At 74.8% G+C, this 16,724-nt stretch carries 14 protein-coding genes; 10 read left to right on the plus strand and 4 right to left on the minus strand.

Going from position 1 to position 16,724, the window contains the following annotated elements:
* Nucleotides 1–810: 810 nt before the first annotated feature.
* The gene (locus tag KPL57_RS34750) at nt 811–1,563 is read right to left on the minus strand and encodes an oxidoreductase (protein ID WP_073575811.1); all 753 of its coding nucleotides are present in this window, start codon (nt 1,561–1,563) and stop codon (nt 811–813) included.
* A 335-nt stretch (nt 1,564–1,898) separates the two neighbouring features.
* Between KPL57_RS34750 and acs the strand changes: the two genes are divergently transcribed.
* The 7 genes from acs to KPL57_RS34785 all read left to right on the plus strand — a co-directional run bounded on the left by acs (nt 1,899) and on the right by KPL57_RS34785 (nt 8,998).
* Nucleotides 1,899–3,875, plus strand: coding sequence for an acetate--CoA ligase (gene acs / locus KPL57_RS34755; protein ID WP_226354808.1), 1,977 nt, complete (start codon nt 1,899–1,901; stop codon nt 3,873–3,875).
* Between the two features lie 73 nt (nt 3,876–3,948).
* Nucleotides 3,949–4,374: an alternative ribosome rescue aminoacyl-tRNA hydrolase ArfB gene (gene arfB, locus KPL57_RS34760; protein ID WP_226354809.1), complete on the plus strand. Its 426-nt coding sequence runs from the start codon at nt 3,949–3,951 to the stop codon at nt 4,372–4,374.
* 133 nt (nt 4,375–4,507) lie between these two features.
* Nucleotides 4,508–5,029: a phage holin family protein gene (locus KPL57_RS34765; protein WP_178374796.1), complete on the plus strand. Its 522-nt coding sequence runs from the start codon at nt 4,508–4,510 to the stop codon at nt 5,027–5,029.
* 6 nt (nt 5,030–5,035) lie between these two features.
* Nucleotides 5,036–5,986 (plus strand): alpha/beta fold hydrolase, encoded by a 951-nt coding sequence (locus KPL57_RS34770; RefSeq protein ID WP_226354810.1) that lies wholly within the window; start codon nt 5,036–5,038, stop codon nt 5,984–5,986.
* Nucleotides 5,987–6,036: 50 nt separating this feature from the next.
* Nucleotides 6,037–7,305 carry a phosphoribosylamine--glycine ligase gene (gene purD, locus KPL57_RS34775; protein WP_226354811.1) on the plus strand — a complete coding sequence of 423 codons (1,269 nt, stop codon included), beginning with the start codon at nt 6,037–6,039 and terminating at the stop codon, nt 7,303–7,305.
* A 198-nt stretch (nt 7,306–7,503) separates the two neighbouring features.
* Complete coding sequence (locus KPL57_RS34780) at nt 7,504–7,713, plus strand: hypothetical protein (RefSeq protein WP_139282823.1); 210 nt, start codon at nt 7,504–7,506, stop codon at nt 7,711–7,713.
* 166 nt (nt 7,714–7,879) lie between these two features.
* Nucleotides 7,880–8,998: a pyridoxal phosphate-dependent aminotransferase gene (locus KPL57_RS34785; protein ID WP_226356629.1), complete on the plus strand. Its 1,119-nt coding sequence runs from the start codon at nt 7,880–7,882 to the stop codon at nt 8,996–8,998.
* 7 nt (nt 8,999–9,005) lie between these two features.
* Here KPL57_RS34785 and KPL57_RS34790 read toward each other — a convergent pair whose 3' ends face one another.
* The 3 genes from KPL57_RS34790 to KPL57_RS34800 form a co-directional block, all read right to left on the minus strand.
* A complete protein-coding gene (locus KPL57_RS34790) occupies nt 9,006–11,156 on the minus strand; it encodes a YhgE/Pip domain-containing protein (RefSeq protein ID WP_226354812.1) in 2,151 nt (716 codons plus the stop codon).
* Nucleotides 11,153–12,127, minus strand: coding sequence for an ATP-binding cassette domain-containing protein (locus KPL57_RS34795; RefSeq protein ID WP_226354813.1), 975 nt, complete (start codon nt 12,125–12,127; stop codon nt 11,153–11,155). Before KPL57_RS34795 ends, KPL57_RS34790 begins: the two co-directional genes overlap by 4 nt.
* A 366-nt stretch (nt 12,128–12,493) precedes the next feature.
* The gene (locus KPL57_RS34800; protein WP_255655231.1) at nt 12,494–13,549 is read right to left on the minus strand and encodes a threonine aldolase family protein; all 1,056 of its coding nucleotides are present in this window, start codon (nt 13,547–13,549) and stop codon (nt 12,494–12,496) included.
* 222 nt (nt 13,550–13,771) lie between these two features.
* On the opposite strand from KPL57_RS34800, the gene KPL57_RS34805 reads away from it, so the two are divergent.
* The 3 genes from KPL57_RS34805 to KPL57_RS34815 are packed head-to-tail and all read left to right on the plus strand — an operon-like array spanning nt 13,772 to nt 16,682.
* Nucleotides 13,772–14,356, plus strand: coding sequence for a TetR/AcrR family transcriptional regulator (locus tag KPL57_RS34805; protein WP_226354815.1), 585 nt, complete (start codon nt 13,772–13,774; stop codon nt 14,354–14,356).
* A 53-nt stretch (nt 14,357–14,409) separates the two neighbouring features.
* Nucleotides 14,410–15,828 (plus strand): adenylosuccinate lyase, encoded by a 1,419-nt coding sequence (gene purB / locus KPL57_RS34810; RefSeq protein ID WP_226354816.1) that lies wholly within the window; start codon nt 14,410–14,412, stop codon nt 15,826–15,828.
* A complete protein-coding gene (locus tag KPL57_RS34815) occupies nt 15,825–16,682 on the plus strand; it encodes a phosphoribosylaminoimidazolesuccinocarboxamide synthase (RefSeq protein ID WP_226354817.1) in 858 nt (285 codons plus the stop codon). Before purB ends, KPL57_RS34815 begins: the two co-directional genes overlap by 4 nt.
* Nucleotides 16,683–16,724 lie beyond the last annotated feature (42 nt).

Consider the following 16,724-nt stretch of genomic DNA (forward strand, 5'->3'; position numbering starts at 1 on the left):
CGCCGGCAAACAGCGCTGATGCACTGATCGACGGAGCCTCGCGGGCCGGTGTGGCGGGCGTGGTGCGGCGTGGCCGGCTGTGCCGGTGCGGGCAGCGGGTCGGCCGTGCCGGTGCGGGCAAGGGGGCGGCCGTGCCGGTGCGGGGAGTGGGCCGGTCGTGCTGATGTGGGTAGCGCGGCAGGCGTGCCGAAGCGGACGGCGTGGCCGGCGGTGCCGATGCGGGTACCGCGGCGGCCGTGCCGGTGCCGGTAGTGGGGCGACCGGAGCGGGCAGGGAGCGACCGGCGACCGGTGCGGGTGGTGGGGCCGCCGTGCCGGTGCGGACAGCGGGGCGGCCGACGACCGGTGCGGACCGTGTCGGGCCGGAATGCGGCCCGGATGCCGGGCGCGACCGCCGTCCGGGCGTCGTCGTCCACCCACCCGGCGGCCGTCGACGGTCACCCTGTGCTGCTGAACCGGTGCATCCCGGTGCGAGGGTTGCCCACATCACGTTCCGGGTCTACGAAGGAGTCACGGACCCCGGCCGGGCCAGGGGCGTCTCGGAGGAGAAGAGGCGTCTCCCCTGACCGGGCTCCGTACGTGGGAACCGGATCACGTCCACGCCGAGCACGCCGCGGGAGGCATGTCGTCGTGGGCCTGCGAACCGGGACGCCGGGCGCCGAGGCCGCACAACACGACACGTAGTGCACGCCAGGACGCCGGTTCCCACGTCGGGCCGGGTGGCGCCCCTCGGGGCACCACCCGGCTCTGTCATGTCCGAGGTCGTGTCCGAGCCCGGCCGGGGCGGGAGGTCCGTGCCGAGTGCGTGGCCTCAGCCGGACTGCGCCGCGGCGATCGACAGGCCCTCCCGGCCGCCCGCCTCCCACTCCGCGCAGGTGTGGACGATCCAGCGGGCCAGACCGTCGGGCGTCCCGGACGCGAACGCCGCCGCGGCCTCCCGGTACTCCGCGGTGCGGCGCAGGAACCCCACTTCGGGCACCGACAGACCGCGCGGGTCCAGCCCGGTCGACATCGCGGTCAGCCGGGCCGCGGCCCGGGCCACGACGCCGTCGGCGGTGCCGAACGGGGCCAGGGTCAGCAGCTCGCCGTGCACGACGGCGACCAGCACCGGTGCCGGCACGGAGGTGCCCCCGCCGATCAGGTCGGCCAGCGCCGCGAGCCGTCCCGACGTCGCCGGGCGCGGCCTGCCCAGCACCTGCTCGTGCTCGGCGGCGGGCACGAGGTCGCCCGCGGCCAGCACGTGCAGCCGGGCGAGCCCCTGCAGCGGCGCGCGACCCCAGGTGTCGAGGAGCTTCGCGCGCTCGTCGGCGATCCGGACGGCGCCCGCGAGGACCGGGTCCGAGACGTGGTCGGCGGTGACCGGCCGCAGCGGGGCCCCGTCGACCGCGGCGGAGGAGCGGGCCGCGCGCAGGGCGGCCTCGGCGGCCGTCGCGGGCCAGCCGCGCCGGTTGACCGGCTGGTTGTGCACCTCGGTGGCCGCGTCGCGGGCGCGGGAGACCGCCTCGGCGACGCCGGGGAGGGCGGCGAGCGGGGCGAGCGGATCGGCTGCTGCGGGGCGGGCCATGGGCGTCATCGTCCCAACCCGTGGGTTACCGTCGGGTAGTACCCCTGCGGTGTGGACCGCTCGGCGACCGGTCGTGGTGATCCACCGACCGCCGGACGTCCGTCCGTCCGCCGTCGATGGTCTCGCGAACCCCGTGACGCACCCGGGAGTGGCCCCCGACCTGCGCGGACGGTCAGGTGTGGCCCTTGTGTCCCGTCCGTACCTGTCCCGACAGACGGTGCACGGGCCACGACGTTTCACTAGCGTCGGACAGCACACGTGCGCGCACACCGAGTGCGCCCGAGGCCGCCACGCCGGCCCGAAGTGACCCGCCGCGTCGAGGAGGACACGAGGACATGGCCGAGTCCGAGAAGAGTTCTGCGCTCAGCGCACTCTCCACCGAGAGCAGGTCGTTCCCGCCGTCGGAGGAGTTCGCGTCGCAGGCGAACGCCACCGCCGACTGGTACGAGCGCGCCGACTCCGACCGCGAGGGGTTCTGGGCCGAGCAGGCCGACCGGCTGCACTGGACGAAGAAGTGGGACACCGTCCTGGACTGGCAGCCCCCGTTCGCGAAGTGGTTCGTCGGCGGTGAGCTGAACGTCGCCTACAACTGCGCCGACCGGCACGTCGAGGCGGGCAACGGCGACCGCGTCGCCATCCACTGGGAGGGCGAGCCCGGCGACTCCCGCACCATCACCTACGCCGACCTGCAGCGCGAGGTCTCCAAGACCGCGAACGCGCTGAGCGAGCTGGGCGTCGGCAAGGGCGACCGCGTCGCCATCCAGCTGCCGATGATCCCCGAGGCCGTGTTCTCGATGCTGGCCTGCGCCCGCCTGGGCGCGCTGCACAGCGTCGTGTTCGGCGGGTTCTCCCCGGGCGCGCTCAAGGCGCGCATCGAGGACGCCGAGGCCAAGGTGCTGATCACCAGCGACGGCCAGTACCGCCGCGGCAAGCCGGCTCCGATGAAGGAGAACACCGACGAGGCCGTCGAGGGCACCTCGATCGAGAAGGTCCTCGTCGTCAAGCGGACCGAGACCGACGTGCCGTGGACCGACGGCCGCGACGTGTGGTGGCACGACGTCGTCGACGGTGCCTCCGACCAGCACACCCCGGAGTCCTTCGACTCCGAGCACCCGCTGTTCATCCTCTACACCTCGGGCACCACCGGGAAGCCGAAGGGCATCCTGCACACCTCCGGCGGCTACCTCACGCAGTCCGCCTACACCCACCACGTGGTGTTCGACCACAAGCCGGGCGAGAGCGTCTACTGGTGCACCGCCGACATCGGCTGGGTCACCGGGCACACCTACATCGTCTACGGGCCGCTCGCGAACGGCGCCACGCAGGTGATCTACGAGGGCACGCCGAACACCCCGCACGAGGGCCGGCACTGGGAGATCGTCGACAAGTACAAGGTCTCGATCTACTACACCGCCCCGACGCTGATCCGCACGTTCATGAAGTGGGGCGAGGACATCCCCGCGAAGTACGACCTGTCCTCGCTGAAGGTGCTCGGCACGGTCGGCGAGCCGATCAACCCCGAGGCCTGGATGTGGTTCCGGGAGAAGATCGGCAAGGAGAACTGCCCGATCGTCGACACCTGGTGGCAGACCGAGACCGGCTCGCAGATGATCGCGCCGCTCCCGGGCGTCACCGCGACCAAGCCGGGCTCGGCCATGCGCGCGCTGCCGGGCATCTCCGCCACCGTCGTCGACGACACCGGCACCCCGGTCGGCAACGGCGAGGGCGGCTACCTGGTCCTCGACAAGCCGTGGCCGTCGATGCTGCGCGGCATCTGGGGCGACACCGAGCGCTACAAGGACACCTACTGGTCCCGCTTCGCCGAGCAGGGCTACTACTTCGCCGGTGACGGCGCCAAGTACGACGACGACGGCGCCATCTGGCTGCTCGGCCGCGTCGACGACGTCATGAACATCTCCGGGCACCGCATCTCGACCACCGAGGTGGAGTCGGCGCTGGTCAGCCACCCGACCGTCGCCGAGGCCGCGGTCGTGGGCGCCTCGGACGAGACCACCGGCCAGGGGATCGTCGCGTTCGTCATCCTGCGCGGGAGCGCGTCGAAGGACGAGGCGAAGGGCGAGGAGGCCATCAAGGCGCTCCGCGACCACGTCTCCAAGGAGATCGGCCCGATCGCCAAGCCGCGCCAGATCCTCGTCGTGGAGGAGCTGCCGAAGACCCGCTCCGGCAAGATCATGCGCCGCCTGCTGCGCGACGTCGCCGAGAACCGGGACGTCGGCGACGTCTCGACCCTCGCCGACTCGTCGGTGATGGACCTGATCTCGTCCGGCATGAGCGAGTCCAAGGAGGACTGACCCTCCGGTCCCGGCGGCCCCGGGCCCGTGCACACCGCACGGGACCCGGGGCCGATCGGCGACACTGGTCGGCGTGGACGAGCCGATCGAGGTGCGGCGGGGCTTCGTCGTGCCCGCCCGCGAGCTGCACTGGCGGTTCTCCCGCGCCTCGGGCCCCGGCGGGCAGGGCGTCAACACCACCGACTCGCGGGTGGAGCTGTCCTTCGACCTCGCGGCGTCGCCGAGCGTGCCGGAGGACCTGCGCGACCGCGCCCTGTCACGGCTGGCGAACCGGCTCGTCGACGGCGTGCTGACCGTCGTCGCCTCCGAGCACCGCAGCCAGCTCCGCAACCGCGAGGCCGCCCGCGGGCGGCTCGCGACCCTGCTCGGCGAGGCGACCGCGGCGGGCCCGCGCACCCGTCGCCCGACCCGTCCGACGCGCGGGTCGCAGCGTCGCAGGCTCGACGCCAAGAACCGGCGCGGACAGATCAAGAAACTGCGCGGCCGCCCGGACGAGTGAGGCCGTGTCCCCGGCGTGGCGTAGCCGAGCGGGTCGCCGGACCCCGTGGCACGATGGCGGCTCACCGAACGACGGCCGTCCGGGGGATCCCCAGCGCCCCGGGTAGGCGAGTGCACCAGCAGGAGGGAAGACGGTGGCCAGCAACAGCCAGTCGGGCAACGCGGAGGTTCCGCCGGTCCTGCCCTCGATCCCGCTCACGAACGAGCCGGGGCCGCGCGACGCGTCCCTCGGTGCCCTCGCGAAGGACGTCACCACCCACCTCTCCACCCTGGTCCGGTCGGAGGTGGAGCTCGCCAAGGCCGAGGTCACGGCCGAGGTGAAGAAGGGCGTGCAGGGCAGCGTCTTCTTCGTGATCGCCGCGGTGATCGGGCTGTTCAGCCTGTTCTACCTGTTCTTCACCCTCGCCGAGTTCCTCTCGCTGTGGCTCAACCGCGCCGCGGGCTTCGGGATCACGTTCCTGTTCATGCTGCTCGTCGCCGGCCTGTTCGGCTTCCTCGGCTACCTGCGGGTCCGCAAGATCCGCAAGCCCGAGCGCACCATCGACTCGCTCAAGGACTCCGCCCAGGTGCTCGCCCAGCGCGGCCACCGCGGTGACCGCGACAACGTCCGCGAGATCGCCGACGGCACCTCCGGGCGGCACGCCGCCGCGGGCTGATCCGGCGTGTCCGCAGCGACCGGTACCCCGCCCGACCCCTCGGTCGTCCGGGTGCCCGGTCCGTGGACGCACCGCGCGGTGTCGGCCAACGGCATCCGCATCCACCTCGCCGAGTACGGCCCGCCGACCGGCCCGCTGGTCGTGCTGCTGCACGGCTTCCCGGAGTTCTGGTGGACCTGGCGCCACCAGCTCCTCGCCCTCGGCGACGCCGGCTACCGGGTCGTCGCGCCCGACCTGCGCGGCTACGGCGACACCGACAAGACGCCCCGCGGCTACGACCTGTGGACCCTCGCCGGTGACTGCGCCGGGCTGATCCGGGCGCTCGGGGAGCCGCGTGCCCACGTCGTCGGGCACGACTGGGGTGCCGCGATCGGCTGGACGGTCGCCACGCTGCACCCGCGGCTGGTCGTCTCGCTCACCGGGCTCGGGGCGCCGCACCCGGTCGTCATGCGCGACGCGGTGCTGCGCGACCCGCTCGGGCAGGGCCGCGCGAGCCGCTACATGGCCGGGTTCCAGCTGCCGCGGCTGCCGGAGCGTTCCCTGCGTGCCGACGGCGGCGCCCGGGTCGGGCGGATCATGCGGGCGTGGGCGGGTCCGGAGTGGGCCGCCACCACCGACTTCGCCGACGCCGTCGCCCGCAACGCGGAGGCGATGCGGATCTCCACCGTCGCCCACTGCAGCCTCGAATACTACCGCTGGTCGATGCGCTCCCAGGTGCGCCCCGACGGCCGCCGCTTCGCCCGCGAGCTCTCCCGGCCGGTCGGGGTGCCGGTGCTGCAGGTGCACGGCGCCGACGACCCGTGCGTGCTCGACACCACCATGCGCGGCGACGAGCGGTTCGCCGGTGCCGGGCTGACCCACCACACGCTCCCGGCCACCGGGCACTTCCCGCAGCAGGAGCACCCCACCCACGTCACCGCGCTGATCGGGGCCCACCTGCAACGCTGCGACGGCTGAGCGGACACCGGTTCCCCGTCGTCCGACGTGCACGGATACGCTCGGCCACCGTGCGGATCCTGATCGTGGGAAGCGGTGCGCGTGAGCACGCCATCGCCGTGGCTCTGGCGCAGGACCCGGAGGTGACGGCGCTCGCTGTCGCCCCCGGCAACGCGGGGACGGCCGCGGTGTCCGAGCAGCTCGGGCTCGACGTCACCGACAACGGCGCCGTCGTCGACGTGGCGCGGACCTGGCAGGCGGACCTCGTGGTCGTCGGGCCGGAGGGCCCGCTGGTCAACGGTGCGGCCGACGCGGTGCGCGAGGCCGGCATCCCCTGCTTCGGCCCGAGCGCCGAGGCGGCCCGGATCGAGGGGTCCAAGGCGTTCGCGAAGGCCGTCATGAGCGCGGCCGGGGTACCGACGGCCTCGTCGGTCGTCGTCGACAACCCGGCGCACCTCGACACCGCGCTGTCGGTGTTCACCCCGCCCTACGTCGTCAAGGACGACGGGCTGGCCGCGGGCAAGGGCGTCGTCGTGTCCGGCGACATCGAGGTGGCCCGCGCGCACGCCCTCGGGCTGCTCGACGCCGGCCACCCGGCGCTGCTGGAGTCCTTCCTCGACGGCCCCGAGGCGTCGCTGTTCTGCCTCGTCGACGGCGCCACCGTGGTGCCGCTGCTGCCCGCGCAGGACTTCAAGCGCGTCGGCGACGACGACTCCGGCCCCAACACCGGCGGCATGGGCGCCTACTGCCCGCTGCCCTGGGCGGGCGAGGACCTCGCCGAGGAGCTGGTCGCCGGGGTCGTCGCGCCGGTCGCCGAGGAGATGGTGCGCCGCGGCACCCCGTTCACCGGGCTGCTCTACGCCGGTCTCGCGCTGACCTCGCAGGGCCCGGCGGTCATCGAGTTCAACTGCCGCTTCGGGGACCCGGAGACCCAGGCCGTGCTGGCGCTGCTGCGCACCCCGCTGTCGCAGCTGCTGCTCGCCACCGCGACCGGCACCCTCGCCGAGCAGCCCGCGATCGAGTGGGCCGACGGGTCGGCGGTGACGGTCGTCGTCGCCGCGGAGGGCTATCCGGCCACCCCGCGGCTCGGTGACGTCATCACCGGCGCCGAGGGGGAGGGCGTGCTGCACGCCGGCACCCGTCGCCGCGACGACGGCGCGGTCGTCTCCTCCGGCGGGCGCGTCCTGTCGGTCGTGGGCACCGGCTCCGACCTCGCCGCCGCCCGGGCCGAGGCCTACGCCCGCCTGGAGCCGGTCCGCCTTGCGGGCTCGCACCACCGCACCGACATCGGTCTGAAGGCCGAGCGCGGAGAGGTCAGCGTGCCCGTCGCGCAGGCCTGATGTTGCGCGGGTGTTACCGCCGCATGGCGCAACGCCAATAGTCCGAATGGCTTGACCTGGGCCTCCGTATCCGGTTGTTCGATGATCATGAAGAGCCGGTAAAACCGGACACCAGGGTTTGATCTCCACCGGTTCGTCGAGGAATCGTCCTGTGGCACAGGGGCACAGCCGGTGTCCCTGAACCACAGGAGGATCACCATGGCCCACGCTCCCCAGCAGGCCCGTCGTCGTCGCGCCCTCGCCCTCGTGGGTGGCGTCGTCGCCGCGCCGCTCGCCGCCCTGGCGCTCACCGGCACCGCGCAGGCGGCCGAGCTGACCCCGGTCGCCGAGTACCTCGACGACACCGTCGCCGACACCGACGCGCAGATCGGCGCCGTCGTCGACGCCCTGGGCTTCGAGGCCGAGTGACACCGGGCGGGCCCCGCGCCCGCCCCGGTTCGTGAACGACCGCGCGCCCGGGAGCGGGCTCCCGCCCGGGCGCGCGGTCCGGTCCCGTGCGGGGCCGCCGCCTAGGCTCGGCGGCGTGACCCGCCTGACCGTCGCCGCCCGTGCCGCCGTCGCCCCGTTCCACGTCATGCACGTCTGGGCGGCCGCCGCCGAACGGGCCCGCACCCACGGCGACCTGATCAACCTCTCGGCTGGGCAGCCGTCGACCCCGGCGCCGGAACCGGTGCGCGCGGCCGCCGTCGCCGCCCTGAACGAGCAGGTACTCGGCTACACCGTCGCCCCCGGCATCGCGGAGCTGCGCGAGGCCGTCGCCGGGCACTACCGGCGCACCCGGGACCTGGAGGTCGACCCGGGCGACGTCGTGCTCACCACCGGGTCCTCCGGCGGGTTCCTGCTCGCCTTCCTCGCCGCGTTCGACGCGGGCGACCGCGTCGCCATGGCCCGCCCCGGCTACCCCTGCTACCGCAACATCCTCGCCGCGCTGGGCTGCGAGGTCGTCGAGCTGCCGTGCGGTCCGGCGACCCGGTTCCAGCCCACCGTGGAGATGCTCGAGGCGCTCGACGAGCCGGTGAAGGGCCTGATCGTGGCCAGCCCGGCGAACCCCACCGGCACCGTCCTCGACCCCGCCGAGCTGGCGGCGCTCGCGTCGTACTGCGAGGAGCGCGGCATCCAGCTCGTCAGCGACGAGATCTACCACGGCATCACGTTCCCGGGCAGCCCCGCGACGAGCAGCGCCTGGGAGACCTCGCGGGAGGCCGTGCTGGTCAACTCGTTCTCGAAGTACTTCTCGATGACCGGCTGGCGGCTCGGCTGGCTGGTGTGCCCGCCGCGGCTGCGCCGCACCGTGGAGGGGCTGGCCGGCAACTTCACCGTCTGCCCGCCCGCGCTGCCCCAGCACGCGGCGCTCGCCGCGTTCGACGAGGCGAGCTACGCCGAGGCCGACTCCCACGTCGTGCGCTACGGCCGCAACCGGGACCTGCTGCTCGACGGCCTGCGCGGGCTCGGGATCACCCGGCTCGCCCCCGCCGACGGCGCGTTCTACGTCTACGCCGACATCGCGCACCTGCTGCGCGCGGGCGAGGACTCGATGGGGCTGACCTACCGGCTGCTCGCCGAGACCGGCATCGCCGTCGCACCGGGGCAGGACTTCGACCCGGTCGACGGCGGCGCCTACATCCGCTTCTCCGGCGCCGGGACGCCCGAGGGCATCACCGAGGCGCTGGAGCGGCTGCGGGCCTGGGTCTGAGCGGGCCTCAGAGCACCAGCTCGGGCTTCACTGCCGTCGCCGTCCACACCCGCTTGCGGTACGCCGCGAACGTCGCCAGCGCCAGCGCCCCGACGAACCAGGCCAGCAGCACCGGCACCGCCGTCCCGACCACCCCGGCCAGCTCACCGCCGTACATCAGGTGGCGCAGCGCGTCGACGGCGTAACCCATCGGCATCACGTGGTGCACCGGGTAGAGCGGCCCGGGGATGGTCTGCCACGGGAACGTGCCGCCCGCCGAGACGAGCTGCAGCACCATCAGGACCAGCCCGAGGAACTGCCCGACCGCGCCGAGCAGGGCGTTGAGGGCGTGCACGATCGCGGTGAACGTCATCGAGGTCAGCCACAGCAGCGCCAGCGTCGCGAACGGGTGCACCGGGGTGATCCCCAGCAGCAGCGACACCACCGCGTACATGCCGGTCACCTGCACGACTCCCAGCAGTCCGGCCGGGATCCAGCCGCCCAGCGCGATCCGCAGCGGGCTCTGCCCGGCCGCGATCGCCCGTCGGGACAGGGGCTGGACCAGCAGGAACAGCACGTAGCCGCCGATCCAGGTGGCGAGCGCCATGAAGAACGGGGCCAGCCCGGCGCCGTAGGTGTCGGCCTGGGAGTAGGCGACGTCGCGGGTGGCGACGGGGTCGCCGATGTTCGCGGCGGTCGCCTCCCGGACGCCCGGGGCCGGGTTCGGGATGTCGTCCAGGCCCGAGGCCAGGCCGTCGTGCAGCTGCGTCGCGCCGGTGGCGAGCTCTCCGGTACCCGAGTCGAGCCGGCGCGCCCCGTCGGCGAGCCGGTCGGTCCCGTCGACGGCGGTGCGCTCCCCGGCGACGAGCTGGTCCGCCCCGGTCCGCAGCGCGGTGGCGCCGGTGGACAGCTGCGTGGCGCCGTCGGAGAGCTTCCGGACGCCGCCGGACAGCTCGGTCGCGCCGTCGCGCAGGGTCCCGGCGCCGTCGGCGGCGCTCGCGATGCCGCGGCTGAGCTGCGGGGCCGACGCGGCGAGCTGCTCGGCGCCGTCGGCGACCTGCCCCGCGCCGGAACCGAGGCGGTCGAGCTGCCCGGACACCTGCTGGACGCGGGCGTTGCCGTCGACCAGCGGCTGCTTCGCGGTCGCCAGCGCGGCCAGGGCCTGCTGCACCTGTTCCTCGGTGAACCCGCGCTCGCGCAGGCCCGCCGCGATCGTGCCGTCGGCGGCGTCGAGCTGGTCGGCCAGCCGGGCGCTCTCCTGCGCGACCCGGTCCCCGGCCGCGGCCAGCTGCGCGTTGCCGTCGGCGACCTGGCGGGCGCCGTCGGCCAGCTGCCGCGACTGCGCGGGCAGGTCGGCGGTGGCCTGACGCAGGGTGCCCAGCCCGGTCGCGAGCTCTCCGGCGCCCGAGGACAGCCGGTCCGCGCCGGACGCGGCGGTGCCCGCCCCGGTGGCGAGGGTCCCGGCCCCGGTCGCGAGCTCGCCCGCGCCGCCGGAGAGCTGCTGGGCGCCGTCGAGGAGCTTGCGCTGCCCGGTCGCCAGCTCACCGGCGCCGGACGCCAGCCGGCCGGCCCCGTCGTGGGCGGTGGCCGCGCCGTCGGCGAGCTTCCCGGCGCCGTCCGCGGCCTCCTGGGTCTTGGTGTGGATGGTGGAGAAGCCGGTGAGGAACCGGTCCGCGGCCTGCGTCCCGACCTCCTTGGCGACCGACTCGCGGACCCGGGTGGTGAGGGTGTCGGCGATCGTGCGGGCCAGGTAGTTGTTGGCGTCGTTGGTGGTGAGCACGAGGATCCCCTGGCGCGGGGTGAACTCGCCGGAGGACTGCAGGGCCGCGGTGAAGTCGCGCGGGATCGTCACGGCGAAGGTGTAGACGTTGTCGCGGACACCGCGGTCGGCCTCGGCGGCGGAGACCCGGTGGAAGTCGAACGAGCCGGAGTCGGTCAGCTCCTTCGCGACGTCCTGGCCGACGTTCTGCGCCTTCCCGTCGGGGTCGGTGCCGCCCGCGTCGTCGACGACGAGTGCGGCGGGCACCTGGTCCAGGCGGGAGTAGGGGTCGCCGTTGGCGTAGAGGTAGAAGCCCGCGTAGAGCATCGGGATCATCAGCAGCGCGAGCACGGCCAGGACCGGCAGCCGCCCGGCGGTGATCCGCCGCAGCTCGCTGATCGCCATCCTGATCGCGCTCATGAGGTCCGCTCCGTGCTCTCGTCGCCGTCGGTGGTCCCGGGGGTGGGGTCCGGCCCGGGCAGGATCGCCGTGCCCGCGTCCTGCGGGGGCTCCGCCGTGCCGGGGGGCGGAGCGTCCGCGGCCCCGGCGAGGCGGCGGCGCAGCAGCCGCCGGGTCCAGCTCTGCGGCAGGTCGTCGGCCCCCTGCGGCGCGACGACGGTCAGCGGCCCCGTCGGGTCCTCGGGCCTGCTGTGCCGCCCGGGCGGCTCCGGCAGCGCGCCGGCGTCGCCACCGCCGAGCCGCACCGCGGGCACGCCCAGCAGCGCCGCCGACCCCTCGGTGCAGGTCACGACGACGGCGAACCCGGCGCGGGCGTGCTCGGAGGCCACCTGCCACCAGGTCACCGGGGTGCCGCCGTGCCGGTCCGGCGCGGTCAGCACGAGCACCCGTACCCCGGGGCGGGACGCGGCGAGTGCGGTCATCAGCCCGATCCGCACGGGTGCGGGCACGTCCTCGAACCGCGAGCGCACCCAGCTCTGCGCGCCCCGCGCGCCCAGCCACTCGGTCACCGCCCGCGGGGTGGTGCCGCGCCCGGCCATCGCCAGCTCCTCGCCGACGACGGTCCGCAGCGGCAGCACCGGCTCCGGCTCGCTGACCCCGGGCGTGTCGACGACGGCGACGGCGCGGCGCAGGCGGCGCGGGTCGTCGTCGCCGTCGAGGGTCACGGTGCCGTGGTCGGGCCGCATCCGCCCGGCCAGCGCCAGCGCCAGCGCGGTGTGCCCGGAGCCGGGGGTGCCCGCGACCAGCAGCACCGAGCCGGGGACGGCGCGCAGCGAGGTCGGCGCGAGCAGCACCCCGTGGGTGCCGTCGACGGCGACGCCCTCGGCGACGAGCGCCGCCTCGGGGCCGGGTGCGGCCTCGGGATCAGGGGCGGCCTCGGGATCAGGGGCGGCCTCGGGATCGGGGGCGGGTGAGGGGGCGGAGCTGGTCATGACGGTCCTGCTGTCCTGGGCGCCCCGGGCCGCACGACACCCGGCGATCGCGGGTCCGCGCAGCTCACCGGCACCGGTCGTGGGTCGGAGCCACCGGCGCCCGGTGGTGCGTACGCACGGGCGCGACGGCGGCGGAAGCCTAGGCCGACGCCTGCTCCGGCGTCCGGCCGTCGCCCAGTGTGGACCCGATCGTGCGGGCCGACTTGACCTCGGACGACAGTGAGTTGACCCGGCGCGACACTGTGACGGCGGCGACGAGGGGCGCCCGGAGCGCCCGGCCCGGGGTGCCGCGGGCACGTCCGGCGCCGGGGCCGGAGGCGACCCGGAGCGCCGGCGGAGGGCGGCGCGGGGCGGGGCCCCGGGGGCTCAGCCGCCGAGGGCGGTGCGGGGCAGCGGCGCGGGGCCGCCGGGGGAGCCGGTGCTGGACGGGCCGACCTCGCCGATCCGGTCCAGCGCCGCCTTGATGTGCTTGCCGCCGACGTCGCGGTGGGTCATCAGCCGCAGCTTGCCCGCGATGGCGCCGGCGCGGACCCCGGCCTCGGCGAACGCGGCGATCGTGCCGCGCACGTCGGCCACGTCCACCAGCACGATGTTGGTCTGCGGCTCGCGGACCCGCCAGCCGCGCTCGCGCAGCCCGGCGGCGAGCCGCGTCGCGAGGTCGTGGTCCTCGGCGAGCCGGTCGATGTCCTCCAGCGCGACGAGCCCGGCCGCGGCCAGCACCCCGCCCTGCCGGACGCCGCCGCCGAGCATCTTGCGCAGTCGCCGGGCGTGCTCGACGAACTCCGCCGACCCCGCGACGACCGACCCGACCGGCGCGCCGAGCCCCTTGGACAGGCAGACCGCGACCGTGTCGGCGCCGACGGTCAGCGCGCCCGGCGGGACCCCGAGCGCGACCGCGGCGTTCCACAGCCGGGCGCCGTCGAGGTGCACCGAGAGCCGGGCGGCCCGCGCCGCGGCGGCGACGGAGGCGTGCTCCTCCGGTGCGGTCACGGTGCCGCCCGCGGAGTTGTGGGTGTTCTCCAGGCACAGCAGCACCGGGCGCAGTGAGGCGTAGAAGCCGTCGTCGGCGGCGGCCCGGCGCACGGCGGCCGCGGTGACCTTGCCGGGGCCCGCGTCGTGCGGCAGGGGCCGCGGCATCCCGCCGGCCAGCCACGCGGCCGTGCCCAGCTCGAAGTCGAGCACGTGCGCGCCCTGGGGGGCGAGGAAGGAGTCGCCGCGGCCGAGCCGGCTCATCAGCGCGATCAGGTTCGCCATCGAGCCGGTGGGCGTCCACAGCGCGTCGGCGGCGCCGAGCAGGCCCGCGACCCGTTCCTCCAGCTCGCGCATGGTGGGGTCGCCGTCGAGCACGTCGTCGCCGACCTCGGCCTCGGCCATCGCCCGGCGCATCGCCTCGGTCGGCAGCGTGACGGTGTCCGATCGCAGGTCGACGGGCTCGCCGGGGGCCGGGGCGGCCGCCGCCCCGCGCGCACCACCGCGCGGTGACCAGCGGCTTCTGGGTGACGGGCGCACACCACCAGTGTGTTCCATCCCCGCGGCGGTGAGAACGGCAGGGTCACGAAACGGTCACGGTCACCCCGTCCGACCTGGGCGTCGAGTCCGGTATCTCACTCGTCCGGACGGGTCCTGTCTTGGCACTATGTGGCGATGGCGGCCCCGAAGCAGACCGAGAAGGGTGAGCGGCGCCGCGCCCTGCTCGTCGCGGCGGCCGCGGACCTGCTCGCCGAGAGCGGGTTCGACGCGATCCGGCACCGCGCCGTCGCCGAACGGGCCGGGGTGCCGCTGGCGGCCACGACCTACTACTTCTCCTCGCTGGAGGACCTGGTCTGCGCCGCGCTGGACCGGCTGGCGCACGCCGAGCTGGCCGACGCGCACGCCTGCCTGGCCCGCCGCGACGACCCGGCCGAGATCGTGCTCGACCTGCTGCTCGGCCCGCGGTCGCGCACCGACGGCCTCGACGCCGTCCTGGCCCGGTTCGAGCGGCTGATCGGGTCCGGCCGGCGCCCGTTCCTGGCCGGGCTGCTGCGCGCCCAGCGCGTCGAGTTCGACGCCCTGCTCGACGAGGCGCTCACCCGCGCGACCGGCCGTCGCCCGGGGCCGGGGGAGGTCCGCAGGCTCACCGCGCTCGTCGACGGCGTCGTGCTCACCGCGCTGATCGAGGCCGACCCCGACCCGCGTGCGGTCGGCCGGGAGGCGCTGCACGAGGTGCTGGAGTCCCTGCCCAGGGTGTGAGGCCGCGCTCCCGCCGGTCACAGGGCCCCCACCAGCCATTATCATCGCGCCACGTGATTCCCAACGTGCTGGCCGCGCGCTACGCGAGCCCCGAGCTGGTCCGCCTCTGGTCTCCGGAGTACAAGATCCAGCTGGAGCGACGGCTGTGGATCGCGGTGCTCCGCGCCCAGCGCGACCTCGGCATCGAGGTGCCGCCGTCGGTCATCGACGACTACGAGGCCGTCGTCGAGCAGGTCGACCTGGGCTCGATCGCCGCCCGCGAGCGCGTCACCCGGCACGACGTGAAGGCCCGCATCGAGGAGTTCAACGCCCTCGCCGGCCACGAGCACGTGCACAAGGGCATGACCAGCCGCGACCTCACCGAGAACGTGGAGCAGCTGCAGATCCGGCTGTCGCTGGAGCTCGTCGCCGACCGGACCGTCGCGGTCCTGGCGCGGCTCGGGCGTCGCGCGTCGGAGTACGCCGAGCTGGTCATGGCCGGGCGCAGCCACAACGTCGCCGCGCAGACCACCACCCTGGGCAAGCGGTTCGCCTCCGCCGCGGACGAGCTGCTCGTCGCGCACGCCCGGCTGGAGGACCTGCGCTCGCGCTACCCGCTGCGCGGGATCAAGGGCCCGATGGGCACCAGCCAGGACATGCTGGATCTCCTCGACGGCGACGCCGCCAAGCTCGACGAGCTGGAGCAGCGCGTCGCCACCCACCTCGGGTTCGCCGAGGCGTTCACCAGCGTCGGGCAGGTCTACCCGCGCTCGCTCGACCACGACGTCGTCACCGCGTTGGTGCAGCTGGCCGCCGCGCCGTCGTCGCTGGCCACGACGATCCGGCTGATGGCGGGCGCCGAGCTCGCCACGGAGGGCTTCGCCCCCGGCCAGGTCGGGTCCAGCGCCATGCCGCACAAGATGAACGCGCGTTCCGCGGAACGCATCAACGGCCTCATGGTGATCCTGCGCGGCCTGTCGGTCATGACCGCCGACCTCGCCGGCTCCCAGTGGAACGAGGGCGACGTGTCCTGCTCGGTGGTGCGCCGCGTCGCGCTGCCGGACGCGTTCTTCGCCCTCGACGGCCTCTACGAGACCACGCTGACCGTGCTCGACGAGTTCGGTGCCTACCCGGCCGTGATCGCCCGCGAGCTGGACCGCTACCTGCCCTTCCTCACCACGACCGCGGTGCTGATGGCCGCCGTCCGCGCCGGGGTCGGCCGGGAGACCGCGCACGAGGTCATCAAGGAGCACGCGGTCGCCGTCGCACTGGCGATGCGCGAGCAGGGCCAGGCCGACAACGACCTGCTCCAGCGCCTCGCCGGTGACGACCGGCTCGGCCTGCCCGCCGGCACGCTGGACCGGCTGCTGGAGGACCCGCTGCGGTTCACCGGCGCTGCGTCCGCACAGGTCACCACGGTGACGGAGAAGATCGCCGCGATCACCGCGAAGCACCCCGAGGCCGCCGCCTACACCCCCGGAGGCATCCTGTGAGGCTCGTCCACTCCGGCAAGGTCCGCGAGCTCTACCTCGACGAGTCCCGCGACCCGGCCCAGCTGCTGCTCGTGGCCTCGGACCGGCTGTCGATCTACGACGTCGTGCTCCCGACGCCCGTCCCGGACAAGGGCGCGATCCTCACCGCGCTGTCGCTGTACTGGTTCGAGCGCACCGGCGACCTCGTGCCCAACCACGTCATCGGGACCGACGACATCCCCGCCGAGTCCGCCGGGCGCGCCGTCCGCTGCCGCCCGCTGGAGATGCTGCCGGTCGAGTGCATCGCTCGCGGCTACCTCACCGGGCTCGGGCTGAAGGAGTATCAGCGCACCGGCGCCGTCTCCGGCGTCACGTTGCCCGCCGGCCTGGTCGAGGGCTCGAAGCTCCCCGAGCCGATCTTCACCCCGACCACCAAGGCGCCGGTCGGTGAGCACGACGAGTTCATGACCTTCGACGACGTCGTGGCGCAGCTGGGCGCCGACACCGCGACCCGGCTGCGGGACCTGACCCTGGAGGTCTACCGGCGCGGCGCCGAGTCCGCGGCCGAGGGCGGGATCATCGTCGCCGACACCAAGCTGGAGTTCGGCCGGGACACCTCCGGCGAGATCGTCCTCGGTGACGAGGTGCTCACCCCGGACTCGTCGCGGTTCTGGCCCGCTGACTCCTACGAGCCCGGCCGGGTCCAGTTCTCCTTCGACAAGCAGTACGTCCGCGACTGGTCCGCCGGGCTGGACTGGGACCGCACCGCCCCCGGCCCCGAGGTCCCCGACGAGGTCGTGAAGGTCGTCCACGACCGCTACGCCGAGGTCTACCGCCGCATCACCGGCACCCCCTGGACCTCACCCACCGCCTGACCTCGCGTCCTGACCCCGCGCCCGGCGGTCGCCACGGGGCGG

It is taken from the genome of Pseudonocardia sp. ICBG601 (genome assembly GCF_020496245.1).

Coding starts and splice junctions, on each gene's coding strand:
- KPL57_RS34750 (WP_073575811.1), bottom strand. CDS start 1,563: ATGGCCCGCCCCGCAGCAGCCGATCCGCTCGCCCCGCTCGCCGCCCTC.
- acs (WP_226354808.1), top strand. CDS start 1,899: ATGGCCGAGTCCGAGAAGAGTTCTGCGCTCAGCGCACTCTCCACCGAG.
- KPL57_RS34780 (WP_139282823.1), top strand. CDS start 7,504: ATGGCCCACGCTCCCCAGCAGGCCCGTCGTCGTCGCGCCCTCGCCCTC.
- KPL57_RS34785 (WP_226356629.1), top strand. CDS start 7,880: ATGCACGTCTGGGCGGCCGCCGCCGAACGGGCCCGCACCCACGGCGAC.
- KPL57_RS34790 (WP_226354812.1), bottom strand. CDS start 11,156: ATGAGCGCGATCAGGATGGCGATCAGCGAGCTGCGGCGGATCACCGCC.
- KPL57_RS34795 (WP_226354813.1), bottom strand. CDS start 12,127: ATGACCAGCTCCGCCCCCTCACCCGCCCCCGATCCCGAGGCCGCCCCT.
- KPL57_RS34805 (WP_226354815.1), top strand. CDS start 13,772: ATGGCGGCCCCGAAGCAGACCGAGAAGGGTGAGCGGCGCCGCGCCCTG.